A 24,344-nucleotide genomic window follows, 5' to 3' on the forward strand; every position below is an offset into this window, starting at 1 on the left:
CCGCGCTACGACGCTACCTTTTCGGCAACGTGTCGCCTTCAACCCAGATGCCGTCTACGAAGTGAGTGAGCGGGTCGGAAGGGATGCCTCGTTCGTTACGGCATACTTGGTCTCCTAGAAGCTGGAGAGCGTGTTTGCCAATTTCCTCGGGGCGTTCGTCGATCCCGGCAATCCCTTCGCCTGGTAGTTGGCAGAGGACTACCATGCCGATTTCGCTACCTATGGAAACGCCTTTAGTTGCGAGCCTTTTTATGAGCTCTTTTTGATCGAAGGTGAGGCTAAACCCGCCTCCGGCGAAGATGATTACATCTGGACCGTGTTTTTTAACCCACTTGGCGATCGTATCCACCTCGAGCTCTGTAATCTTCAAAGGAGGAATCTGATTCTCCTCCGGTTCGAGGGAGCTACGGGCATAAAATGCACCGAGTACCAGGCGCCCGTAGTCGACTTGGTTGGAAGGGTGGTCGCGAAGAACGAGGCCAACTTTCTTGTATCCACGCTTATATGACTGAGAACAAGCGAGTGTGGTCGAACTGTGATGGTTGGACGCGATTTGATTGAAGCGAGGCGTATTAGTCGCTCGCCCGGTGTGTAGCGAAAGGTACGAGTATTTATCCCATGGAAGTTCGAAGGGAAGAGGAGCTTCGTGCTCGGGAGGCAGAATCAAACCCTGGACTCCACGTGAGTCCAGAACGCGTTCAAGCTGCTCCGGGCGGTTGGTGCCGTCCTGTATCAAGTTGTAGATTTCGATGGCGAAGCCGCTTTCTTTTGCCGCTTCACTTGCTCCTTTGTAAACGCGAGCGAGCCAAGAGCGCTCCGAGTTCTGGGTATGCTTGTTGCTGAATGCGAGCAAACCAATGGAGGCCTGGAAGCGAGCTGGACTCCCGCGTCTCCGAGCTTCCATCAGCGCGGTGGTGAGTGGATTGCGACGATAGCCAAGCTGCTTAGCGATGGAGTTAATCCGCGTAATCGTGTCGGCCGGGAGGGCTGGGTCTCTCTTCAATGCGCGCGAAACGGTCGATACATGGACCTCTGCGGCTTTCGCTACATCCTTGAGAGTGGGGGTTGCCATACTGTGACTTGCGGAGGTGTTGGAGTACCCGCTTTAGCGGGAATCGTCAATTTGAACGGGTGGGGGAGAACCCACTAAAGTGGGAACTCCAACCTCGGGTTGTGCCGGTGGGGTTTAGTATTCTTACTTTTCCTGGCGGTTGGTTTTGATGAAGAAGGGGGGCGTTTCGACGATGTCGATTTTCAGGCTTCTACTAAAGCTCGGTTTGAGCGGATTGTCCAACGCTTCCTCGTTTGCCCTGATTTTGGCGTGCGACCAGTTTTCCAGGTCTTGACTGACGAGCACCTCGTATTCGTAGCGAGGAGAAGCATTTAGCTGAAGCTGGCTGGAGCGTCCTGACTCGGAGGAGTGCCAAAGATAGGTTTCGGCTACCGGGTGGGAGTCGGGATTGATCTCGTAGAAATCGTTGCTAGCTGGTTCGAACTCGACTGTAACGGTGTGATCCGCCGCTATTTTGGGAAAGTGGATGGTCTGGATACGACCTTGAGGGATACCGTTTATACTCACCTCTTTGATCCTGTATCCATCATCTGGAACGACGCTGATATAACGGTCCATCCCCTCTGGAGTCACTAGAGTTGGAGTTGCGGGACTGAGCGAGCCTCCGCTGCTATGTGAAGGAGTGATGGTGTGAAACGTTCCCTCCGTTGTGAAGGTGATGTTTTCGGTTGTATTTGGATCAATGTCGAAGAACTCGGCGTGGTTTTCCTGCGTAATGATGGTGTCGCCTGCTACGATGTTAACAAAGCGTATGTTGCGGATCATGGCCTTAACCCCGTCGTGCTCGAAACCTTTGATAGGGTTGCGGAAGCGTTCGCCATTATTGAGACGAAAGTCTGACTCGAGAAGAATGTTGCGGAAGGTGAAGTCTTTGATTTCGCCGGGATTGTTTCGATCCCACTCATCATTGGCCTCGTGTTTGATGGTCATGTGCACGAGCACGCCGAATCCATCCTCGCCGTAGATGTTCTCGATCAGGTTGTCGGTGAGATTGACGCCTTGCTGGAGTACGGATCCGATCACGCCCACGTTTCGCTTGTTGGCGTCACCGTGGGCCTCGGAGTGGATGATGTAGAAACGGTCGTAGTGGGTGTGGCCGGTGCCGAGATTATTCCAGCCCAGTTGGCCGATTGCCCCATTACGGGGCATCCAGAAGACGCAGTTCCTCATGGTGTGACGTCCGCGGGCGTAGTCATAGTCATCGCTAGTCCGTATGAAGAGTTCCTCCGCGAAAGAGTCCTCGGAGGGGCGCACGCCATCCATGTTAGAAGCGAATCCGATGATTTTGAGATTCCGGATGTTGGTGCGTCTAGAAGAAGGGATCGTGTGATGGGTTGGGTTTACGATGACGATGCCCTCGAAGGTGGAGTCCTCAGATCCGAGGAAATTCATGTAGGCTTCCTTGCGTAGGTCGCCCTCGCGGCGAATGGCGTGCCACCAGAGATCGTCGCCTGTGAAGATGCCGCGTCCGTAGAGCTTGAGGTTATCTTTGCCTTGAGCCCAGACGCCGCCGCGGATGTAAGCACCGCCGGCGGCATAGATGGCTTGACCGTTTTTGCTGTAGCGAAGCTGAGCTCCGTTGTGGTTGAGGTCGACCTTTTGGCCTTCGACCGGATCGTAGAGCGGATAGCGTTTGGCGAGATCGTAGTCGCCGGGTGGAAAATAGATGATATCGGCGGCTGCGAGCTCTTGGTTGCTAACCTCATCCGAATAGATTACGGTGCCAGACGCATCGGGATCCGGAATGTCGCTTTCCGGTTTGTCGGCGAAGAGAACCATTCCGTGTTTCACGTGCTTGGTTCCGTTGCCTCCGTCGTCACGGTTGTCGTCAGAGAAGTAGTTGATGCTTAAATACTCGATTCGGTCGTCGAGGTTTGTCAGGCGGAAACGGACGGTTCGACCGTCGAAGTAGTAGGGATTGATGCCATAGCTTTTCGGTGAGATTTCGACGCGGGAGGCTTCGGTGCCGAAGTCTTTTGTGACTTCGATATCGATCGTACCCGTGAATGAGAACTGAACGAAGGAAAAGCTCCGATCCTCGAAGAGGCCGGTTACGCCATCGTTGTCGTCGAATTCGGAGGAAACCGCGTCTGGAATACGGTTCAGGTTCGGCTTTGTCCCATGAACGAAAGCGGTCGTCGTCTGACCGTCGTGGAGGAACTTCGCTGAGTAGTATTCAGATTTTGGTGCTGTTTCTGGCCATGGGTAGGTTACGAGCGAAGCGTGTAGAGTGTGGAGTGCGAAGTGTAGAGTGATGAAAAGGAGGGTGAATAGGGGGCGCATTGGGAGGTCATGTGGGAGCGTGCTTGTCACGCGAAAATTGGGAGATCGCGTGACGAGCACGCTCCCACGTTAGGTTTAGAAAATAATATAGATCGTTCCGAGGATGGCGATGAAGAGCCACCACCAGAAGGCGAAGCGCTTGTAGAGAGGGAGCGTGCGCTCGTCTATCTCGTCGAGGCTGGCCTTGGTCTGCTGGAGGATCTCGAGTTTCTCAGGAGGTGGGGGAGGCGTGAGGTAGCTCACTGTGAACATAATTCCTGTGCAGATGAGGAAGAAGATCGGTAGGATCTCATAGAAGTGCCATGCCATCAGCCACTCAGGCATGTAGGGATTGAGGGCAGGTATTCCTGATCCCAATACGTAAACGATCCCTAGGACGACCCCCATGGCGAGGGTAGCGAAGGCTCCTTGGTGGTTTACGCGTTTGGAAAATCGGCCGAAGATGAAGCAAACTCCGATTGGCATGAATACGAAGCCAGTTAGGCGAAGCACAAATACGTAGATTGATCCGAGATTCGCGAAGTACGGTGCGGCTAGCATTCCCCACAGCATGAGACAGGCAGCGGTCCATTTCCCGACTTTGAGAGCTTGTTTCTCATTGAGATTCTTGTGGAAAACGGCGGGCCAGATATCGAGAGCGACCACACTGGAGATTGCGGTTACATTGGAGTCGGCCGAGGACATGAGAGCGGCGAGCAAGCCAGCGAGCACCAGACCTGAGATTCCGGGCCATAGCAGATCGGAGATAAGCATTGCGTAAGTGGCATCGCCAGTGGCGTCAGCGCCGTAGAGCTTGTAAGCGATGATGCCGGGGAGAGCAAAGAGGGGGATTGAGAGCAATTTCAGGTAAGCACTGAAGAGCATGCCACCTTTAGCGTTTCGTACATCTTTCGCTCCCAGTGCGCGCTGGATGATGTGGATACTACAGAACGCAAAGAATGCTGAGTGGATTGCGATCCCCAAAAATGCGGTGTAGGGCATGGCCGAGCCGCGTGGCTGGATGAGTTCGAACTTCTCGGGAAACTCCTGCATGAGCGCTCCCATGCCGCCGACTTTGTTGAGACCAATGGCGGTGATGGCGAGACCTCCGCCGACGAGTAGGCAAACCTGGATAACGTCAGTTTTAACAACTGAGGTTAGGCCTCCAAGAACTGAATACGTGCCGACGGTGAGGCCAATTAGGATGGTGGCCATTGGAAGGTGTTCCGCATCGAGTCCGAAGAGCCCCAGCACGGCCAAGCCACCGATATAGAAGCCCGTTGGCATGTTGAGGAGCATCTGAGCCAGGTAAGTGCCACCAAAGATAAACTTGGTACCGCTGGAGTAGCGTTTCTCCATGAACTCAGGCATGGTGTAGAGGCGACTGCGAATGTAGAGCGGGATGAAGAAGACCGCGGAGATGCTGAGCAGGAGGGCACCGATCAAGTCGTTGTTGATCGCTCCGAAACCGATCTGGTGAGCAAGGCCATTGCCGCTCATGAATTGGGTGATCGATATATTGGTCGCGAAAACGGACGCTCCAATCGCGAACCAACTGAACTTACGTCCTCCGAGAAAATAGCCTTCTTGGGACTTTGATTCTTTGCGGCCGACGTAGAGGCCGTAGGAAGTGATGGCTACGAGGTAGCCGACCACGATGATGAGGTCGAGGACTTGGCGTGACATGGATTAGGCGTTGATTGATTTTGCCCACGAAGGACACAAAGGGAGCACGAAGTTATTGAGTGCTATCGGAGTAAGAGGATTTTTCCTGTGCGGGGTCCGAGAGACAGGGTGGTCGATGCTGGAGTTTTGATTGTAGGATCGATGAGAGTTTTTTCTGTATCCGGAAGTTGGATTGGGTTGGACTGCTCGGCACTTGGATTGACGAGAACAATGCCGTTTTCGAAGCGGCGTATAAAAACGGAGCTGTTAGGAATGCGGTAACCGAGGGCGTCACTCGAGAGGCGCGTTTCGATTGGATGACCGATGTCCCAGGTGAAGCAGTCGTAGATGTGCAGCTGCGGTTTGTCGTCGATCATGGCGATGGGGCAGCTACCGAGTTTTGTGTAGATGCTGCCGTCTGGCTCGACCTTGACGCCCATCAGGTAGGAGGCGTAGCCGTAGTTGATGAGACGCTCGCGTTCGTTGTGGGGGAGACGGGCGAATTTCAGATTGTCGATGCCACCGTCAAACATGAGGGGGCGAGCGTTGACCTTGAGTTCACCCATGAGCATGAGGCTTTGCAGGTGCTCGATCCATTCGTCTTCGGGAACCCACATGAAGTTTTTGCCGGAGCCTCCGCCGTATCCCCAGTGCGCATACATGTTTTCCATGGCGAAGCCGTCGAGAGGACGGGGAAGGTGCTCGGAAGGGAGCAGCATTTGAAGTCGCGGTGAGTCCGGTGACTGGGGAAACTCCATATTGTTTGCCCAGATTGTGGGCCATTCACCGGTGACGTCGCGGTAGCGGTTTTGAATCCAGGTGATGGCTTTCTCGGTTTCTTCCGCGAGATCATCTTCTGAGTAAGGACTCCAGGTTTGGAAGTTCCATTGACGCCCGGAGTTCATGGGGACTGTTTCGCCTCCAAGCGTGTAGCTGGCGAAGTTGCCCATTAGAATATCGATCCAAGTGGCGGCATCGTTTTCGCGATTGTGTTTCAGGGCTTCTTCTAGGACCTCTTGCCAACGAAGTCGCGAGGCGGTGTCGTGACGCAGTGCGAGTTTGCCGTTTCGAATCTTGGTCTTCGAACCAACAACGGGGGCGAGGATGCTTGCTCCCTTCGAGTGAGCGCTTGCGGTACTGTTGTCCCAAGCGCGTTCTACTGTGACTTGCTTGCCTGTAGCGGAGGTGATCCGCATCCATTCGTCTTCTACGCGAAGCCAGACATCGGTTTCGTTGAGCGTACTGTTGTCGGGGAGTGTGCCGTATAGGTTTGCGACTTTGAAGGTCGTTGTATCTGGGGCGATAGGTTCTGCCAGTTCCCCTAGGAGATAGTGTAGAACTTGATCACGTTGTCCGTTTTCGATGGTTTCTCTGGCCTCAGAACCGACGGTCCAGCGTCCAACGTAGCGGACGTATTCGAAGTCTGGATCCAGCGTTTTTGTGTGCTGGGCGATATCTTTGGAGACTTCGATGGAGCCAAAATAGGCGTCGAAGTGATCTGTGAGTATCTTTGCTCGTTGCTTGTCGATAGGGAACTCGACTCCGAACTCTATTGCGTAGAGCGGGTAGGGAGTGGATTTAGAGGAAGTGTAGAGTGTGACGTGTAGAGTGAAGAGTAGAAGGATTGAGAGTTTCATAATTCCAAAGGTAGGGTCCGACCGCCGGACGGACCGTGAAGTTTGTAGAGGTGAGTGGCGTGCCCGGCGGTCACGCCCTACCACCCTTTGTACTGGTAGTTGCGGAAGGTGGCTTGGCCTTGTCCGGCAGCGAAGAGAATGATGCGTTGGACGGATTCGGTGGAGAGTCCAGCTCCCCATGGGTGTTTCTTCCAAGTGGTGCCGTCGGAACTGTAGAAGAAGTCTACGTCGTGGTTGTTGTTGCGTACTTTGAGCCAGACCTTGCCGTCGGGGAAAGTGTCGGGAGCCTCTGGCATTCCGCGGCGAGGGTGGATGACTTCTCCGTCGTCGAGTTGAAGGCCCACAAATCCGTGGGAACTTTGCATGCCAATACCTGCAATCGTCCCAGAAGGCGCTTCGACTTGGACTGTGAGCTCGTAACTCTCGTGCGTTGGAAGCTGACAAACTCGGGTGGCGTTTTGAGCGGAGTCACCTTTGGCCTGTATCTTAAGTTTGCCATTGCCGGAGCGTATCCGTGTTTTGAAGTCAGGCATGGTTTCCATGAGATCCCACTGGATGGCGAGACTCTCGCTTTGAAAGTCGTCCGAAAGCGGCATACCGTGGCCCACATTTTCGCCGGGTGGAGCGGGGATGGCGTCTCCTGGACTGTAGTCATCTTTGATTTGCGGCCAGCCGTCATCGGTCCAGTCGATGGGGAGCATGAGGGTGTTGCGGCCACCGGAGCGTCGCTCTTTAGCGATGCCGTGGTAGAGCATCCACCAGGAGCCGCCGGTGGCTTCGATGATTGTGCCATGACCTTGGGACCAGAATGGTTCGTCGCGATGCTCTGTGCGGAGAAGAGGGGAGGCGGGATCGTTTTCCCAAGGCCCGCGAGGGTCGCGAGCCCGCGCGACCACGACCATATGACTGGTGGAGGGACCCGCTGTGCCACCCAATGCCGAGACGAGGTAACACCAATCGTCACGCCAGAAAAACTTAGGGCTTTCCAGGCACTCGCATTCGATTGTCCAATCACTCGGAATTTCCCAGCTGTGGTAGGCGGTTTCGAGGTCTGCGGTGACGGCTGTTCCGTCAGCGGTTAACGGCGCGTAGCGTCCTTTGTTGACGAATACGTAACGTTGACCGTCTGGACCGACGACGTGACCGGGGTCGATGCCTCCAATTTTCAGATCGATCGGTTCGCTCCAGGGGCCTGCCGGATGGTCTGCGGTGGTGACGTAGTTTGAGAAACTGACTTTCCCGTCGACGTCTTTGAGACGAAGGGGAAGGTAGAGGTAGTATTTGCCCTCATGATACACGAGGTCGGTAGCCCAGATTTCACCGAGTCCGGCAAGGGAGTCGACGCGTGCGAGCGGACGCCAGTTCACGAGATCGCGGCTGTGCCAAATGATCGGTCCGCGACGATCATGTTCGCAATGCGATAGGTAGTAGTCTTCTCCGACGCGGAGGACAGTCGGATCGTGATAGTGACCGGCGAGTATCGGATTCTGGTAGGTGCCGCCAGCTACGGTTGGGAGGAGGATGAGGTAGAAGGTGTGGAGTATGAAAAGGGCTAGGGGTATTTTCATGTGGGGGGGGCGGGTTGTGTTAGGGGTGCCGCGGCGGGTCCGCCCTACCTTTTGTAATAAGGGGACCAGTCGGTGTGCGGAGCTAGGAGGTCCGGCTGGCCGGGGAGCCAGGGCTCGGGGGTGACTTGGCCGTCGTCTTCCTGTTCGCGCATCCAGTCGGTGAGGTCTTGGCGGAGCGAGAGGAGGGTGTCGGCGTGGCGAGGATCGGCGGCGAGGTTATTAAGTTCGTTGGGATCGTTCTCGAGATCGTAGAGTTCCTCTCCAGGGCGCTGACGGAGACGATTGAGAATCAGTGCCGCATTGGGATCCTTTGCGGCGGCTTCTTCCCAGGACCAGTGGTAAGCTCCTGCTGTGTCTTTGCGATAGCGGGAGGAATGAGTGGAATGGATCCAGTCTGGCTGCAGGTTGCGGATATATTTCCAGCGATGAGTTCGGACCGAGCGAATCGGGTATACGTTGGCGCGACCGTCGTTGTCATGCGTGGTGAATATTTGGTCGCGGTGTATGGCGAAAGGGTTGGTGAACGTGTGTTTGAAGGAACGACCATCTAGCTCGTTGTTCGCTTTTGTGCCCGCGACATCGAGGAGGGTGGGGATGAGGTCGATCCAGCTGACCATAGCTGAGCTACGAGTGGAGGCTTGCGTTTGTCCTGGCCAGCGGACGATGAGTGGGACCCGGATTCCTTCGTCGTAGAGATTCCACTTGCCGAAGGGCCATTGGGCTCCGTGGTCGGACGAGAAGAGAGTGAAGAAATCTTTCCCCCAGCGTTTTTCGACGATGGAGAGGGTGTTTCCTAGGTCCTTGTCGGCACGGGTGACATCGGTATAGTACATCGCTCGGAAGAGTCTTGTATCCGGAGTGTCGATATGAAAGGGCGGGATCGTTACCTCTTCAGGTGAGTAGTCTTCGGGCTTCGGCCAAGGGACGTGAGGATCTTTGGTGCCGACGAAAAGAGCGATCGGAGTATCGGCTGGTTGCTCATCCAGCCAGGCTTCAATCTCGGAGGGGGCGATGCTTTTGGTGTGATGATGAAATTGGTGGTCACCAATATCCTTGCCGTGGGCGACTTTTCCGAATGCAGCGGTTCGGTAGCCGAGTTTGTTCAGCTCAGGAATAAGAGAGGGAATGTGGTCGTGCTTGTAGGTGTGATTGGCTTCGGAACCGTTGTGAACGGGCGTGAGTCCCGTGAGCATCGCAGTACGACTGGGAGCGCAGGCAGGGGATATGATGAACGCTTGGTCAAAGACCAGGCCTTCGGCCGCGAGGCGATCCATGTGTGGGGTACGAACGTCTGTGGCACCGTAGCAACCGAGATCCCGGGCGGAGAGATCGTCGGAGAGGAAAATGAGGAGGTTCGGTTTTCCGTTGCTTGAGGCGGCGGAGAGAAGGATTAGGGATGAGGTATGAAGAATGAAAAGTAGGATGTGCTTCATAGGGTGGGGGAATTGAAAGTGGGAAGCGACCTTGTGTCGCGAATCGCTGTTTGATCGCGGCACAAGGCCGCTTCCCACCTTTTGGTATTTGAGGTAACTAAAATTGCTGTACTTCTTCCGGGCCGGGGGATGCGTAGTTGGGATCTTTCGCATTCACGAAGACGTCGCCGTTTCGTTCTTCGATTTCGAGGGGGACGATCGTGGTGCCAAATGGATTTATGGTGTAAGCGGTATCCGTAAGATCCATACTCGCTGCTTGCTCGGCGGGAACGGTTGGTTTGTTCGCGTTGTAGAATGCGGTGCACCACCAGCGTCCTTTTTTGTCTTGGAAAGGTGTACCGTGTCCGAGGAAGCGTCCGGCGAAGCGGCGTTCACCGTAGGGTCCGTGAAGTGAGTCGGCGGTGGCGTAGTAGAGGTTGTAGGTGCCATGTCGCATGGTGTCGGTTGACCAGGCAGTGCCGAACCAGACGTACTTCTCTCCGACTTTGATGATGTAGGAGCCCTCGTGACCCATCTTGCGGTCGGATGGAGCGTAGCGTTTTTTCTCTCCAGCGAAGCTTGAGAAGTCGGGGCTCATCTCCTGGAGATCGAGCACTCCCCAGACGAGCCAGGGTTTGCCATCTTCGAAGTAGAAGGCGGGGTCGTGGTGTTTGCCGAAGTTTTTGCCCATGAGCTCGGTCCAGGGACCTTTGAGCTCGGGTGAGTCGTTGACCATGATGTTGGCGACTCCAGCGTTAGTGGTATGGGTGATGACCCAGCGGTCGTTGAACTTGTAGAATTCGGGCGCCCAAACGAGAGTCTCGGGAACGTTGTGGCGTCCGCCGTGTTTTTCGGGGAGCCAGCTTGAGTCAGTCATCGCCCAGAGTCGATCGAGCTTCTCCCATGTAATGAGATTCTTGCTACGCCAGGCGGGAATGCCGATGACGCCGTCTTCCTCGGTTTTGAGTGTGGTGCCGGTGAGGTAGTAGTAGCCGTCGTCGTTCAGGTAGATGTAAGGATCGCGTATCCAGTGATCGTGGATGTGGACGGCTCGGTCGTGGGCGTTGATCGCTTGGCGAAGTTCTTTTTTGGGAAGGAGGGGTCGCTCGGAGGGATCTGCGGTCAGTGTGGAATGTGCAGTGGTGAGTGTGGATATGAGAAAGAGGATGGTGAGTAGCTTTTTCATGGTTGTGGTGTTATCAGGTTGTAGGCGGCGGTCTGAGCCAGACCGCCCTACCAGATTTGGGCTTCGTCGGGGCCGGGGGTGGCGTAGCGTGGGTCTTTGGCTCGGATGTACGGTTCGCCGTTTTCTAGGATCTTGACTTCGAGTGGGACGAGGGTGACGCCTTGCTCGTTGATGGTTTGGGCATTCTCGCCAAGATCGCGCGTCTGTATGTTTTCGTCTGATACGGGCGGTACGTTCGCATTGAAGAAAGCGGTACACCACCAACGGCCTTGCTTGTCCTGGAAGGGCGTGCCATGGCCGAGGAAGCGTCCGGCGAACTGGCGTTGACCGTAGGGACCCATCGGGTGGTCGGCGGTGCAGTAGTAGAGATTGTAGCTACCTTTGCGAAGCTGGTCGGTGGACCAGGCGGTGCCGAAGTGGACGTACTTGTCGCCGATCTTGCGGAGGGTCGCGCCTTCGTGGCCGATCTTGCGGTCAGAGGGATCGATGCGGATAGGGGCCTTGGCAAAACCGGTGAAGTCGGGCTTGAGGGGGGCGATCCATGTGTTGCCCCAGAGAAGATAGATTGTGCCGTCATCGTCTTGAAAAAGGGAGGGATCGTGTCGGCCTTTCATGTTCTCCTTCATCGGGTGGGCGAAGGGGCCTTGGAAATCGGGGCCGGTTGGAATAGCGAGGTTTGCTCCGGCTCGGACGGGGAGTGGGCTTGTATGCACCACGATCCACTGGTCGTTTAGATAGTGGACTTCGGGTGCCCAGAGTCGCCATTTGTCTTCAGGGACAGCGGAGAATACTTCGGGGGCGGCTTCGGCCCAGTAGCCGTCGCGGAGGGTGAATTCGATGTCTTGTTCTGCCCAATCGAGTAGATTTTCGGACTTCCAGACACGGACTCGGGTACCGACTATTGCGGGGGTTGTGGTTCCGGTTATCTTTGAATAATCGAGGCCGGAGTTGTAACGATCTTCTGGCCAGCGAGGATCGTTGCGATCGGCTGTGGTACCGGTGAGGTAGTAGTCACCGTCGGGGCCGAATGTGATGTAAGGATCACGTATCCAGATGTCTAGGACGTTGATTGCGGTGTCGTGGGATTCGAGGGCTAGTTCGTTGGGGGTCTTGTTGGAGCTGCATGACATGAGTAGGGTGGTTAAGATTAGGGGTAGTGTTTTTTTCATGAGAGTATTAATGATGAACTAGGGTGTGTCAGATAGATCGGTTTGCATGTGTGGCCGCTGGGGACAGCGGCCGCTACCTTGAGATACGGAGGAAGTAGTTTGGTTGTTGGTTGCTGAGGTGTTGGAAGGGGATGGCGATTGGTTCGTCGTTGCCTATGAGTGGTTGGGAGAATTCGTCCCAAGCTTCGAGGTCGGTTGATTGGTGGAGCGTGTAGTGTTCGTGGCGTTTGCCTTGGAAATTAAAGGATCCTTGAGGTGAATCAAAAGTGGGGAGAGGGAGTTCGCTCGAGGAGGGGAGATTGGTCGTGAAGGCGATATTTGAAGTTGTGTTGGAATCGATAGTGAAGAAGTCGCCCCGGTTCTCTTCGGTGACGGGTGTGCCGTTTACGATGAGGTTTTCGAAGGTGACGTTCTCGATCCGAAATCCCTCGTCGCCTCGGATGAGGCTCTTGGATGGGTTCTGTTGGCTGCGATTGTAGTTGTAGGTGTACTGGGAGCCGGTGATGACTACGTCTTTGAATACGATCTCGGAGATGCCACCGGCAGTGTCGGTCTTGGATTGGTCCTCGTTTCGTTTGAGGTTGGTTATGGCGGACACGTTTCCGTCGATACGGACGTTTTCGAAGCGTATCCGTTTACTGGTTGCGTTGTAGGGAAGCTGGGAGGCGATAAGTCCGTTGTTGTTACCGATGCCATTCCACTCTGGGTAGATGATGTGGCAATCCTTCATCAGGAAGTCTTGCGTATCGTAGGGATTCTCCACCGAGCCCCATCCACAGGTCACAACCGCTCCGTTGAAGCTTTGCCAAATGACGGTGTCGGTAACGACGAGATTGCGACCCGCGACGTAGAATGCATCGTCAGTGGGACGTGTAAAACAGTGATCGACTGTTCCACCCCACGGGCGAAAGCCGTCGCTATTGTAGTGCCAGCCCCATACCTTTGCGTTTCGGATAGTGGGCGAGAAGCCTGGCACGATGCCGTGCTTGTTGTTGTCCATGGCGTAGATGCCGTCGATGACGATGTCGTCGCCGCCCGCTTCGATCAGGGCGGATATCGGCTGGCCCGGTTCCCATGGGTACTCGCGACCGGATATGGCGCCGCGTCCGAAGATCTTCGCCCGGTCCGCTCGTCCGTGAGCCATCATCTTACCTGTGATGAAACATCCGCCCGCCATGTAGATTTGCATGTCCGGCTTTAGCTGCAGGTTTCCTTCTTCGAATTGATCGAGGAAGTTGTGAAAACCTGGTTCGAAGTAAGTGAGAGTTGCGGCTTCCACATCCGCTTGAGTTGTGTTGGGGCCGAAGACGTGTACGCCGGGAGCGTTCTTGTCGGGGATCTCTGTTTCAAGATTGTCGGCGAACACCATGAGAGCGTGAGTGATGAGTCCATCGGCGGCCTTCAAGTTGTCGGCTGTCTTGAAATTCACGGATACATAGCGGGACTGGGGAAGCTGAAAGCGGACGGTTTTGCCGTCTTCGGAAAGGGTCGGAACGATGTTGTATCCGGAGGGGAAGATTTCGACTTCAGGAGCGCTTTCGCCGTAGATCTTGTCGACCTCGATTGTTATCGGTTCGGCGAAGTCGCTAGAGAACGGAGCCCAGGAGAAGGTACGATCGCGGAAGATATCAGGGCCGCCTCCAGGTTCGGTCCATGCGGTCGACATCAATGTCTCGACTGGATAGGTCTGGCCATTGGCAATCACCCTGACCGTGTAGCGATCTGAGAGAACGGCTTCACCTGGCTCAGTGGGCCAATCGTAGATGACGACTTCGGTGCAGGTAGCCGCTGTTGAAGCGAGCAAGGCAAAGGCAGTAAGTAAATTGCGGATGCGGGGAACCATGGGGTGCGATTCTTGGAGATTGAATCGAAACGATAGCCACGCCATGCTAAGTAGCAATTATGAGACTTATGTTTGATGCGTAACTGTTAAGTTGTTTCAAAATAGAAAGTGAACCTGTTATGAGTAGTCTGATGTGCGTGAAACCCTTAATTTGCTACCCCTTGAATAGGACCGGGAACCTTCGAGTGCTGATTTGCTTGAGCGTATTTTTCTTGGCGAGCTTCGCTTCTGCACGAGATTACGATACTCCCATCGAAGGCCGTTGGTCTGTGGAAAAGATCAATGCCTGGTACGACGAGTTACCTTGGCTCGTTGGCTGTAATTATTATCCGGCTACAGCGATCAACCAGATCGAGATGTGGCAGGCGGAGAGCTGGGCTCCTGAGCGGATCAAGTTGGAGCTCGATTGGGCAGCGGAGATTGGAATGAACACGATGCGTGTCTATCTGCACGATTTGGTGTGGGCTGATGACGAGCAGGGCTTGTACGCTCGGATGGATGAATTTCTCGATATCTGCCAGAGGCGTGGGATTCGGCCGTTTTTCGTTTTCTTCGATGACTGCCATCGCCCGACTGCCAAGCTGGGTCCTCAACCGCTGCCGGTGAAGGCGTATCATAATTCTGGTTGGCTCAACTCCCCGGTACGCGAACTCGCCGAACGTTATTCGTGGGGAAAAGCGACGGATACGGAGGTTGCTTGGTTGAAAGGTTATGTGCAGCGGACAATGGAGCGTTTTCGAGATGATGAGCGCGTGCTCATGTGGGAACTCTACAACGAGCCAGGTCGTGGGCAGGGCCTGAATGGTGATATGCAATCCACGGCGGTAAAAGGTGCATTCGGAGATCAGTCGAAGAACCTTGTCTATGATTCTTGGCTATGGGCTCGCGAGGTAAATCCGTCGCAGCCAGTTGTATCCAATACAGCAGGATCGGTGGGAAAGAAGAACATCTCGATTAATCGAATAAACTCGGACCTGCACTCGATCCATTCCTATCGCGATGTTGAGGGAACGAAAAAGGTGATCGCTCCCTACTTGGAAGACGGGCGTCCGATCTTTGTGACTGAGTGGTTGAATCGGTACGGTGGCAGTATTCCTCAGTCTATGTTGCCGTACTTCAAGGAGAACAAATACGCTGCGATCAACTGGGGATTTGTTTCTGGTAAGACGCAAACGACTTTCCACTGGAAGAGTCGTCAGGGACGAAACGTGGAGAAAGAGCTAGCGGAAGGAAACGTCGTCAAACCAGGAGAATCCTTTCCAGAACCAGAGGTGTGGTTCCACGATCTTCTGCGAATGGACGGAACGCCTTACAAGGCGGAAGAGATCGAGGTGTTTAAGGAGTTGTTGAAATAGATTGTTGACCACAGATAACACTGATATTCACAGATGATGAAAACGGGGATTTCGGTATAGGAATGAGAACTACGTTATTTGGTACCCTTGTTAGTTTGTGCTTTTCGGCTCTGTTGGTGGCACAGCAGACCCAACCTAACATCATTCTCATCTACGTTGATGATATGGGAGTGGGGGACGCCTCCTACACGGGTGGTACGGTGCAGGCGACTCCGAATATCGATCGGATGGCTGCAGGAGGGCGTGTCTATGAGCAGTTCTACACCGCGTCTCCTGTTTGCTCTCCATCGCGGGTGGCGGTGACCACTGGAATGTATCCGCTGCGGTGGGACATCAATACTTTCTTAAGCAGCAGAAAACACAATCGCTTGTGTGATCAAAGCGACTATTTGTCGACTGAGGCACCCACCATCGCGAAAACTTTGCAAACGGTTGGCTACAAGACGGGACACTTTGGGAAGTGGCACATGGGGGGAGGGCGTGATGTAGAAGCGCCTTCCATCGGCGAGTATGGATTCGATGAATACGTTTCGACCTGGGAAAGCCCGAATCCTGATCCCGCGCTCACTTCCACGAATTGGATTTGGGGACCGGACGATACTGTCAAGCGATGGGATCGCACCTCATATTTCGTGGATCGTACTCTCGCGTTCTTGAAGAAGAACAAAGGGACTCCTTGCTACGTGAATCTTTGGCCGGACGACCCTCATAGCCCTTGGGTCTCAGGACCTGCCGAGCTCGATGACAAGAAGAAAGGCTATTTCGACTTGGCGAATCTGAAACCAGTACTCGAGGACCTCGACGTACAGATTGGACGTTTGCTGCATGGACTCCGTGTGCTTGGATTAGAGGCGAACACGCTGGTGCTCTTTACCAGCGATAACGGACCTGCTCCTTCGTTTGAGCGTATCCGGACCAATGGACTGCGCGGCGTCAAAAACAGTCTTTACGAAGGTGGAATCAGCATGCCCTTTATCGCGTACTGGCCGGGGCGAATTGCTGCCGGTGGAGTGGATACGGATTCGATTGTGAGCGCGATCGACCTGTTTCCGACGCTGAGTCGTTTGGGCGGAGCTGAGTTGCCGCCTGAGGTTCGATTCGACGGAGAGGATTTCGGAAAGAGTCTGTTGTCTGGGGAAACCCACAAGCGTCAGGAAAAATTGTTCTGGGAGTACGGTCGTCGTAACCCAAGATTCAGTATTCCGAAGCTCGAGGATGAGCGAAGCCCAGTGCTCGCGGTTCGCGATGGCGACTGGAAGTGCTTCTCCTCCTTTGACGGAACTGAGCTTGAGCTCTACAATCTTTCGACCGATCCAAACGAGACGACGAACTTAGCGAAAGAGAACCGAGAGCTCGCGGAACGCCTTCAAAAAGAGATGCTCAACTGGTTTGAGCAGAATAATGAATCGGAGATTTGAGTTGTTTGTGAATGATCAACACTAGGGGGAGTTCAGTGTGAACGAACTTGCCTACGGTACTTGCCGGGTGAGACTCCGCGGATTTTTAGGAAGGAGCGGTAGAGGGATGCGGCGTCGTTGTAGCCGACTTCTTCAGAGATCTGCTCAATGCTCAGATTGGAATAAAGAAGGAGCTCGGAGGCGTATTTGATGCGGAGCGAGCGTAGGCGCTGGATGGGGCTTTGGCTATAGTTTTGGTGGCAAAGCCTGCGGAGATGCTCTTCGCTCATTTTGGCTTCTTCTGCCATGTTTACGCAGTTCCATGGGTGGGAGAGGTTTTCCGAGACTTTCAGCCAGAGTCGGCGTAGACGAGGGTCGATTTCTTCGCTGGTAAGAGCACGTCTTACATATGTATCCAAAAGTTGGATCCAAGAGTCCATGACCATTTCGTCGTGCCAATGCATCGATTCGTTATAGAGACCAATCAGCGGCTGGTTCAGTAGGTTGTTCTGAACTTCGATCATGTATGGTCCTTCGGTTTTGAATGCCGAGCCGAGCGAGTTGGGGCCCGTACCCTCGTAGATCACCCAGGAGAATTCCCAGGTGGCATCGGGTTTAGCGAAGTAGGCGTGTTTGGCTCCCGCTGGAGTGATGTACGCGTGTCCGGGGTACAAAGGCATCCATCGATCATCGATGAGCATGACGCCCTCTCCCGCATAGGATACCAGAATCTGGCTGAAGGAGGGATTGAGCCGAACGAAGAGGTTTCCCTGGCGGGCGACGGTATGGCCTGCCGCCAACATGCCGTGCTTTTCTCGCATCTTGGGGTAGTCAGAGTGTTCGGTGGAACGTCGGAAGGTGTCTCTCCCTGTGAAGTGGGTTTCTTCAAGCCTTTGGGGATCTGGGTAGGTTTGAGACATGAGGGAAATCGTGAGAGTCTTACCTTGGAATTCTAAGGCGCGTGCATACAGATTTTCTGTTGAGGCACTGCAATTATATTAGCTCTGCAAGGGGAGCGACATAGTTAACGAAGGAGGCGGGGCATGAAAAGGAAGAAAAGCGAGTACGTCGATTTTCAGAACTAATGTGGGTTATTGCAAGAAATGGGTGGGGAGCAGGAATTGTGGGTTTGGGTGGGATTTGATATTATCTGGTCGTTCTCGCCTTTACGAAGCTGAGCTTCGAGGCGTTTTGAGCCGGATTGATGATGCGGGTTATTCCCGCTCGATAACTGCAAACAATAGTACCCCAGAAAACGCAGACCATCTACGGCTCGATGGCCCCCACGTTTTCACGACTGACCCTAAAATGAAAAAGGCCCAGAAACGAAGTCTTTCGGCAGTAGCTGGTTTGCTGCTGCTTTTTTCCTCTTCCGATGTTGGCGCTCAGGACACCACTCCGGAGCTGGACGGCGAAGAGGTATTCGAATTAAGCCCGTTCAGTGTGGATGCCAGTGAGGACGCTGGTTATCGCGCGACTACGACCTTGGCGGGGACCCGTCTTAACACTAAGCTTCGGGATGTCGGTGCGGCTATCTCTGTAATGACATCGGAGTTTTTTGAGGATACCGGAGCCACTGATTCGCAGACTTTGCTGTCCTATGGTCTAAACACCGAGACCGCTGGAGCTAATGGCAACTTCGTTGGTGGTAACGACACGGTGGCTGGTGGTCAGCGTGTCGACCTTGAGTCTCAGCGAACCAACCCTCAGAAGGGACAGCGTGTTCGTGGCTTGGCAACGGCCCAGTTGACGCGGAACTACTTTGAAACGGACATCGGTTTCGACAGCTATAATACGGATCGCGTAACGATTAATCGGGGCCCTAATTCGCTGCTGTTCGGTATCGGTAGTGCCGGTGGGGTGATTAATAACGCTACTTTGCGAGCGTCGCTAACCGAAGAGTTCGGTGAAGTGAGCGTACGTTTGGGTGAACGTTCGAGTCACCGCGAGACCTTCAACTACAACAAGGTACTGGTCGAGGATCGCTTGGCTGTTAGGGTTGCTGCACTGTATGATGATTTTAACTACCAACAACGACCCACGTATGAGGAGAAGAAACGCATCTTCGCAGCGATGGAATCGGTGCTGCTAAAGAATGAAAACAGCGAGTTTTTTGGCCCAACTGTTCTCCGTGGTAATTTCGAGTCAGGCGACACTGAGAGCAATCCGCCACAAGTGACTCCACCAGGAGATGGTATCTCGAGTTGGTTTTCATTGCCGGATCCGGGGCCGCTTGAAGCGATCACGGGTACGACTTTCCCAGCTTTTTTTAGCGATGGGAGTTTCGAGCCAAAGTACACGATCGACCAAAGCCGTCCGGGCTTGGTGAGAGGAGATATCAACGGGGTAGCGGCATTGCCGAACTTTATCCAAATCTCAATGATCTACGAAGAACCTAATCAAGGTACGGGGCTCACTGGTACAGACCTCGATGCGAGCGTCATGCGGGCGGTGCGCGGTTTTGGCGGTCGCGCTCCCAACAAGACTTGGGACTACTTCTTGAATAGTTCTTTGTACCACGAGGGATACCTCCCGAACTTCGTGACGGCTTCGCTACCATTGAGCGTATTTGACAATGAGAACATGTCATTGGCTGGTACCACGAATTTGGCTACACAGGATTTCGACGCGGCGAACTTCACCCTTGAGCAGACGTTTTTTAATGGACGAGGGGGGATTGAGTTTAACTATGATCGTCAGAACTATGCTACTTTCCGTCGCTTCCCCTTCAATAGCGGAGGGTTCCAAGTGAGTTTCAATGATGTCTTCGTGGACATAAATGAAACCAGGAACGATGAGACTCCCAATCCGAATCTCGGCCGTTTGATGGTGATCACTTCGGGCAATCGTCAAGCAAGCATTCTAGGGTACGAAACGCAGGATATCGACCGCGAGTCGCATCGGACTACGGCCTTCTATGACCTGGATTTAAGGGGCAGTGACAATCTCAGTTGGATGGGACGGCATGTGTTTACGGGAGTGATTAGCAGCCAAAGCCGAGATATCGTGGATATGGGTGTCGGGGCCGCTTGGGTGTCGGAAGACATCGATTTGGGCGGTAGCGACTACCACTTCGGGAATCTCAACATCGGTCGCCGCCAAGTAGTCTCGCAGATCTACCTGAGTGATCCGCTCCACAATGACCCGAATATTCAATCGATCGATGATGTGAAGATAACGAACTACATCGATATTCCGCTCCCGAAGGATGGAAGCGAGTATACGGCGAAGACCTACAACCGAACAGAGGACACTTTCTTTACCGGAGAAATGACGACGCGTAACTACCTAAATAGCTTCGAGCGTACTCGTCGTGAAATAGATACCGAGGTCATCAGCATGCAGAGTTATCTTTTGAACGACAATGTAGTTGGACTTCTTGGATACAGGAAGGACAAGCAGACGAACTGGAAGAATGAGGCGCTTGTTCGCAAGGCCGATGGAGAGGTTGATCTCGATGCCTCCAATATCTTGGATCGTTTGCGGGATCCGTTGAGCGATGAAGTCCTGGCTCCCGAGGAGGGGGACACTGTTACTTGGAGCGTGGTGGCTCACACGCCTGACGCATGGATGGACAAACTGAATTTGCCAGGCTCGCCGCGTTTGAGTTTCCACTACAACGAATCGGAGAACTTCAACCCGGTCGGCGTACGCACGGACATCGAAGGGTTTCAGATCGCGTCACCGGCGGGCGAAACAAAGGAGTACGGGTTCAGTCTAGAACTTTTGGAAGACCGGGTGTTTATGCGGTTTAATTGGTTCGAAACGGACATCTCCAACGACACGGCGGACGTGAATGCCACGATTCACAGCCGAATCGGAAACTGGTTAAGCCGCTGGAACGATGCCGAGAACGCAGGGATGACGATCGAGGAAGCTCTGGCGATTACACCTGGAAATACCTTTGATGATTGGACCAGCTACGAGGATGCCTATTCGGATATCGTGGGCCTGCTGCCCGATCGTATTCAGGCGATCTATAACTACCGAATCGAGAACAACGACAACGAGGACGATCTAGATCAGATCGCTAACCCCTCTGCGACGCGGAGCTTCAGTTCGGAAGGATTCGAGCTGGATGTCGTTGCGAACCTTACGGAGAACTGGCGCGTGATGCTAAATGCTGGTCAGCAGGAGACGGTGCAGAACGATATCGCTCCGAAAGTGGCGGCGGTTGCGGCCGAGATCAACTCGAACATCCTCGGATCACCATTTGCCGATGTATGGGATGCTCCGATACTAGCGGAAAGCTTCACTTTCACGACTCGTTGGCAAAACGAGAACTTCAACTCCTTGCTCGCCACTTTGTCGCAGGAGGGAACGCAATCGCTAGAGCAACGCGAATGGCGGGTAAATGCGGTAACGACCTATGACTTCAAGGATGGCAAGTTGGCGGGCTTTGGTGTTGGCGGCAGTCTTCGCTATCAGAGTAAAGCCGCGACTGGCTACCCCTTAGTACTGAACTCAGAGGGGATTCCTTTGCCGGATTTGGACAACCCATTCTGGGGACCGGATCAGATGAACGGAGACCTGTGGCTGAAATACAGCAGACCTTTGTTTGGAGATAAGGTAGATTGGAGAATCCAGCTGAACGTTCGTAACGCGTTTGGTGACGATGATGTGATTCCTGTCGTAACAAATCCAGATGGTCAGTTGGCTGTATTCAGGAACTCGCTACCTAGAGAAACCTTTTTGACGAACACCTTTAGCTTCTAGCTCGACGAATGGTATCCTTGATCAACGCCCCGCGTTTTGCGGGGTGTTTTGCGAGTTTGCGTGACGAGTTGAGATTCCGAAAGAGCCTGTCTTTATGTATATGGTGAAAGAGAAGGTGTCCACGAGGGAGATGGTCCTCTATGGATCTGGCGGTATCGCCATGAACTTCATGAACAATGCGGCGACTCGTCTGATGAATCTCATCTTCGTCGCTACGTTGAATGTGAGTCCGGCCCTTATGGGCACTGCCATGCTGGTCTTCCGCCTTTGGGATGCGATCAGCGACCCGATGATGGGATTTATATCGGACAATGCCCGTACTCGCTGGGGGAGGCGCAGGCCGTTTGTGGTGGCGGGGGCTGTGTGGGCTGGAATCGTTTTCGGCTTTATGTGGTTCATCCCGCTTGGGTGGACCGAAATGGGATACTTCTGGTGGTGGCTTATTTTCGCTTTGTTGTTCTTCACGGGGGCGACGGTGTTCATCGTTCCGTTCCTAGCACTTGGAAAAGAGATGAGCTCGAACTACCACGAGCGTACCTCGATCTGTGCTTTTCGAGCAGCGGGCGAAAAGATTTCCGGCCCGATTAATCAAGGCATGCCCTGGCTCGCCGCTAAGATAGGGGCTGTCTTCTTTGCGGAAGGGGCGGTCGAATATGTGAACGCAACGGGGGACGTGATCGACACGCCGACGTTGTGGGGGGCGAGAGTCCTAGGCATCGTCGTGATGTTGGCGATCATCGGAACCGGTATTTTCGCGGGAATCTCGGGAAAGGAGCGCTATCTGGAAGTCGCCAAAAAGGAGGGAAAAGCTACCCTCAAGATGATGTTTACAGAGACGGCGAAGAATCGGCCATTTCTGTTTCTCGTGATCACGCATGTGCTCTTTTGGTTTGGGATCTCATTGGTCGATTTTTTGGGATTCTTCCTAAACGTTTACTATATCGCGGATGGCGATAAACTGGTCGGCTCGAGCTATCAGTTTGCTTACGGGATCGGGCAGCATGTTGTAGCGCTTTCCTTGATACCGGTGGTTACACGGCGTTCGAAGAAAATCGGAAAACGGAAGACGGTGAAACTGGGCCTTTGCATTGTGTCCTTTGCCAGCCTTTTGAAATATTTCTGCTATACGCCAGATGCCTGGTACCTGCAGTTGGTAGTGGCAGCGTTTATGGGGCCAGGGCAGTCCTGTCTTATTGTCGTCATGCAATCGATGATGGCGGACGTTTGCGACTACGATGAACTGAATACAGGCAAGAGACGAGAGGGCGTTTATGGAGCTGCAATGTCCTTCGCCCAAAAGTCCGGCAACGGAGTCGCCGCTGCACTCAATTTATACCTGTTAGCGTTAATCGGTTTTGATTCAACTTTAGGAGGTGATCAAACGGAAGGGGCTTTCTTTGGAATGCGTATCTGTTTCACAGTCGCTCCTATCATTGCGTGTGTCATCGCTTATTTCGTTTTCCGAAACTACAGCTTGGGTGCTGAGCGATGTCGCGAAATACGCAAGGAGTTAGAGTTTAGAAGGGGTGAGGTGTAGAATGAAAAATTCTAAGAGACCGAATATCCTGCTCGTTTGCACGGATTCGACGCGTTGCGATACTCTGCGTTTCATGGGTAACCAGGAGGCTGTTTCGCCTCATGCAGATCGCTTGGCGAGTGAAGGCGTCTGTTTCGAGCAAGCGCACACGAGCTCTCCTGTTTGTACACCCGCTCGTTCAAGTCTGATTACGGGACTTCACGCTCCTTTGCATGGATGCCTAGAGAACGGAATGACCCGTCGGGAGGGATTGGATACGATCTGCGACGTTCTCGTGAATGCCGGCTATTGGCGGATCATGGCCGGGAAGCAACATTTCGGTGCGCTTCCGGACTTCGATCGAGTGGTCGATCCGAGTTCTGAGGAACTTGCGAAGCTCTCGAATAGCGACGAGTTCCTCGATGACCGTGCGTTCGATGGATCGGGTGTGATCAAGGACGCTGTTGTAACGGCCCGATGTATCGAGGAAATGGGGAACGCTCTTTTGGATGGGAAACCGTTTTTCGCGTTTTGCTCGATCGAAGCGCCTCACTTTCCATTGAAGCCTCCGCAGCGGTGTTTAGAACGAATCGACCAAAGCAGCTTGCCGAACCTTAACTATCGTCCCGGTGAGGAAGACAAGTGGCCCAAGCATCTCCGCGATTTGATTGGATTGGATGAAGTCGGCGAAAACGAGAGCCTAGCCCTGCGAGATCCCGAGTATTGGCAGGAAGCTCTAGGTCGAAGTTATGATGCGAAGTACAGGGAGGCGATTGATGAGTGGAGGCATCGCTACTATGCCTATGCGAATTACACCGACGAGTTGCTTGGACGTTTGTTGGCATTTTTGGATGCTAAGGATCTAGCGGCCGACACGCTTGTTATCTTTACCTCGGATCACGGGCAGCAGTACTTTGATCACGGTTTCAACGACAAGCATTGCTGGTATGACGAATCGTGGCGAGTGCCTCTAGTAATGCGTCAGACGGGGACTTTACCAGCGGGTAGCCGATTGGGCTTCGCTAGTTGGTTAGATATTTCCTCGACGATCGCCGCCGCTGGAGGCACGAAGTGGAAGGGAGTACAGGGATTTAATCTGTATACGTGTATACAATACGGAGGAAGGAGCCCTAGATCTTGCGTAGCGGGAACGCTTTTCAAGTCGATTGCCTTATGCACCGAGAAATGGAAGCTGGAGTACTACATAGAGGAGGGGCAAGGAAGGTTGTTTGATCGGGTCGAGGACCCGAAGGAACAATACGATTTGTGGCATTCGGTGGAATATCGATCGATTCGTGATCAGCTCTTGATCGCCTTGTTGCGGTGGAGGGCTGATTTGGAAGTGGTCGAAGAGAGGCAGCGAAGTCTCGTGGTCGATGGCGAACGAGGAGAGGATGGTAAGAGAATCGTCGCTCATCGTGTAGGTGAAGCGACCCGCCGATGGAGGGGGATCGATTCAGAGCTCCGATTGGATAGGGCGATCCAAAAAATTGAAGACGAAATCTGTGCGGGAGTCGGCGCTGGATAAGGGAAAGAGCAATTATGA

At 53.7% G+C, this 24,344-nt stretch carries 15 protein-coding genes; 5 read left to right on the forward strand and 10 right to left on the reverse strand.

All coding sequences use genetic code 11. The annotated features are described in order from the left end of the window. Positions 1-13: 13 nt before the first annotated feature. From JIN87_RS20635 to JIN87_RS20675, 9 genes are all read right to left on the reverse strand, one after another. Positions 14-1,072, reverse strand: coding sequence for a LacI family DNA-binding transcriptional regulator (locus JIN87_RS20635; protein ID WP_200357518.1), 1,059 nt, complete (start codon positions 1,070-1,072; stop codon positions 14-16). A 123-nt stretch (positions 1,073-1,195) separates the two neighbouring features. After that, a complete protein-coding gene (locus JIN87_RS20640) occupies positions 1,196-3,355 on the reverse strand; it encodes a hypothetical protein (protein ID WP_200357519.1) in 2,160 nt (719 codons plus the stop codon). A gap of 75 nt (positions 3,356-3,430) precedes the next feature. Further along, positions 3,431-5,020: an SLC5 family protein gene (locus tag JIN87_RS20645; RefSeq protein WP_200357520.1), complete on the reverse strand. Its 1,590-nt coding sequence runs from the start codon at positions 5,018-5,020 to the stop codon at positions 3,431-3,433. Positions 5,021-5,082: 62 nt separating this feature from the next. Continuing rightward, positions 5,083-6,636, reverse strand: a complete 1,554-nt coding sequence (locus JIN87_RS20650; RefSeq protein ID WP_200357521.1) for a hypothetical protein — start codon at positions 6,634-6,636, stop codon at positions 5,083-5,085. A 77-nt stretch (positions 6,637-6,713) separates the two neighbouring features. After that, complete coding sequence (locus JIN87_RS20655) at positions 6,714-8,204, reverse strand: family 43 glycosylhydrolase (protein ID WP_200357522.1); 1,491 nt, start codon at positions 8,202-8,204, stop codon at positions 6,714-6,716. A 44-nt stretch (positions 8,205-8,248) separates the two neighbouring features. Further along, a complete protein-coding gene (locus tag JIN87_RS20660) occupies positions 8,249-9,637 on the reverse strand; it encodes a sulfatase family protein (RefSeq protein WP_200357523.1) in 1,389 nt (462 codons plus the stop codon). Positions 9,638-9,734: 97 nt separating this feature from the next. Beyond that, complete coding sequence (locus JIN87_RS20665) at positions 9,735-10,802, reverse strand: family 43 glycosylhydrolase (RefSeq protein ID WP_200357524.1); 1,068 nt, start codon at positions 10,800-10,802, stop codon at positions 9,735-9,737. Positions 10,803-10,849: 47 nt separating this feature from the next. Next, positions 10,850-11,971, reverse strand: coding sequence for a family 43 glycosylhydrolase (locus JIN87_RS20670; protein ID WP_200357525.1), 1,122 nt, complete (start codon positions 11,969-11,971; stop codon positions 10,850-10,852). A gap of 73 nt (positions 11,972-12,044) precedes the next feature. Further along, positions 12,045-13,814 carry a glycoside hydrolase family protein gene (locus JIN87_RS20675; protein ID WP_200357526.1) on the reverse strand — a complete coding sequence of 590 codons (1,770 nt, stop codon included), beginning with the start codon at positions 13,812-13,814 and terminating at the stop codon, positions 12,045-12,047. Positions 13,815-14,011: 197 nt separating this feature from the next. On the opposite strand from JIN87_RS20675, the gene JIN87_RS20680 reads away from it, so the two are divergent. Then, positions 14,012-15,169 (forward strand): cellulase family glycosylhydrolase, encoded by a 1,158-nt coding sequence (locus tag JIN87_RS20680; RefSeq protein WP_200357527.1) that lies wholly within the window; start codon positions 14,012-14,014, stop codon positions 15,167-15,169. A 62-nt stretch (positions 15,170-15,231) separates the two neighbouring features. Beyond that, positions 15,232-16,587, forward strand: a complete 1,356-nt coding sequence (locus tag JIN87_RS20685) for a sulfatase-like hydrolase/transferase (protein ID WP_200357528.1) — start codon at positions 15,232-15,234, stop codon at positions 16,585-16,587. 32 nt (positions 16,588-16,619) lie between these two features. Here the strand turns inward: JIN87_RS20685 and JIN87_RS20690 are convergent, their stop codons facing one another. After that, a complete protein-coding gene (locus JIN87_RS20690; protein ID WP_200357529.1) occupies positions 16,620-17,486 on the reverse strand; it encodes an AraC family transcriptional regulator in 867 nt (288 codons plus the stop codon). Positions 17,487-17,874: 388 nt separating this feature from the next. Here JIN87_RS20690 and JIN87_RS20695 point away from each other — a divergent pair, with 388 nt between their 5' ends. The 3 genes from JIN87_RS20695 to JIN87_RS20705 all read left to right on the forward strand — a co-directional run bounded on the left by JIN87_RS20695 (position 17,875) and on the right by JIN87_RS20705 (position 24,326). Then, the gene (locus JIN87_RS20695; RefSeq protein ID WP_200357530.1) at positions 17,875-21,282 is read left to right on the forward strand and encodes a TonB-dependent receptor; all 3,408 of its coding nucleotides are present in this window, start codon (positions 17,875-17,877) and stop codon (positions 21,280-21,282) included. 94 nt (positions 21,283-21,376) lie between these two features. After that, entirely contained in the window at positions 21,377-22,819 is a 1,443-nt protein-coding gene (locus JIN87_RS20700; RefSeq protein WP_200357531.1) for an MFS transporter, read from the forward strand. A gap of 1 nt (position 22,820) precedes the next feature. After that, positions 22,821-24,326, forward strand: a complete 1,506-nt coding sequence (locus tag JIN87_RS20705) for a sulfatase family protein (RefSeq protein ID WP_200357532.1) — start codon at positions 22,821-22,823, stop codon at positions 24,324-24,326. Positions 24,327-24,344 lie beyond the last annotated feature (18 nt).

Source organism: Pelagicoccus mobilis, assembly GCF_016595505.1.
Taxonomy (GTDB): Bacteria; Verrucomicrobiota; Verrucomicrobiia; order Opitutales; family Opitutaceae; genus Pelagicoccus; species Pelagicoccus mobilis.

Bases quoted from the DNA above. Each gene is read 5' to 3' on its own strand.
- JIN87_RS20675 (WP_200357526.1), bottom strand. From the start codon at position 13,814: ATGGTTCCCCGCATCCGCAATTTACTTACTGCCTTTGCCTTGCTCGCT.
- JIN87_RS20670 (WP_200357525.1), bottom strand. From the start codon at position 11,971: ATGAAAAAAACACTACCCCTAATCTTAACCACCCTACTCATGTCATGC.
- JIN87_RS20645 (WP_200357520.1), bottom strand. From the start codon at position 5,020: ATGTCACGCCAAGTCCTCGACCTCATCATCGTGGTCGGCTACCTCGTA.
- JIN87_RS20665 (WP_200357524.1), bottom strand. From the start codon at position 10,802: ATGAAAAAGCTACTCACCATCCTCTTTCTCATATCCACACTCACCACT.
- JIN87_RS20635 (WP_200357518.1), bottom strand. From the start codon at position 1,072: ATGGCAACCCCCACTCTCAAGGATGTAGCGAAAGCCGCAGAGGTCCAT.
- JIN87_RS20640 (WP_200357519.1), bottom strand. From the start codon at position 3,355: ATGCGCCCCCTATTCACCCTCCTTTTCATCACTCTACACTTCGCACTC.
- JIN87_RS20655 (WP_200357522.1), bottom strand. From the start codon at position 8,204: ATGAAAATACCCCTAGCCCTTTTCATACTCCACACCTTCTACCTCATC.
- JIN87_RS20700 (WP_200357531.1), top strand. From the start codon at position 21,377: ATGTATATGGTGAAAGAGAAGGTGTCCACGAGGGAGATGGTCCTCTAT.
- JIN87_RS20660 (WP_200357523.1), bottom strand. From the start codon at position 9,637: ATGAAGCACATCCTACTTTTCATTCTTCATACCTCATCCCTAATCCTT.
- JIN87_RS20695 (WP_200357530.1), top strand. From the start codon at position 17,875: ATGAAAAAGGCCCAGAAACGAAGTCTTTCGGCAGTAGCTGGTTTGCTG.
- JIN87_RS20690 (WP_200357529.1), bottom strand. From the start codon at position 17,486: ATGTCTCAAACCTACCCAGATCCCCAAAGGCTTGAAGAAACCCACTTC.
- JIN87_RS20705 (WP_200357532.1), top strand. From the start codon at position 22,821: ATGAAAAATTCTAAGAGACCGAATATCCTGCTCGTTTGCACGGATTCG.
- JIN87_RS20685 (WP_200357528.1), top strand. From the start codon at position 15,232: ATGAGAACTACGTTATTTGGTACCCTTGTTAGTTTGTGCTTTTCGGCT.
- JIN87_RS20650 (WP_200357521.1), bottom strand. From the start codon at position 6,636: ATGAAACTCTCAATCCTTCTACTCTTCACTCTACACGTCACACTCTAC.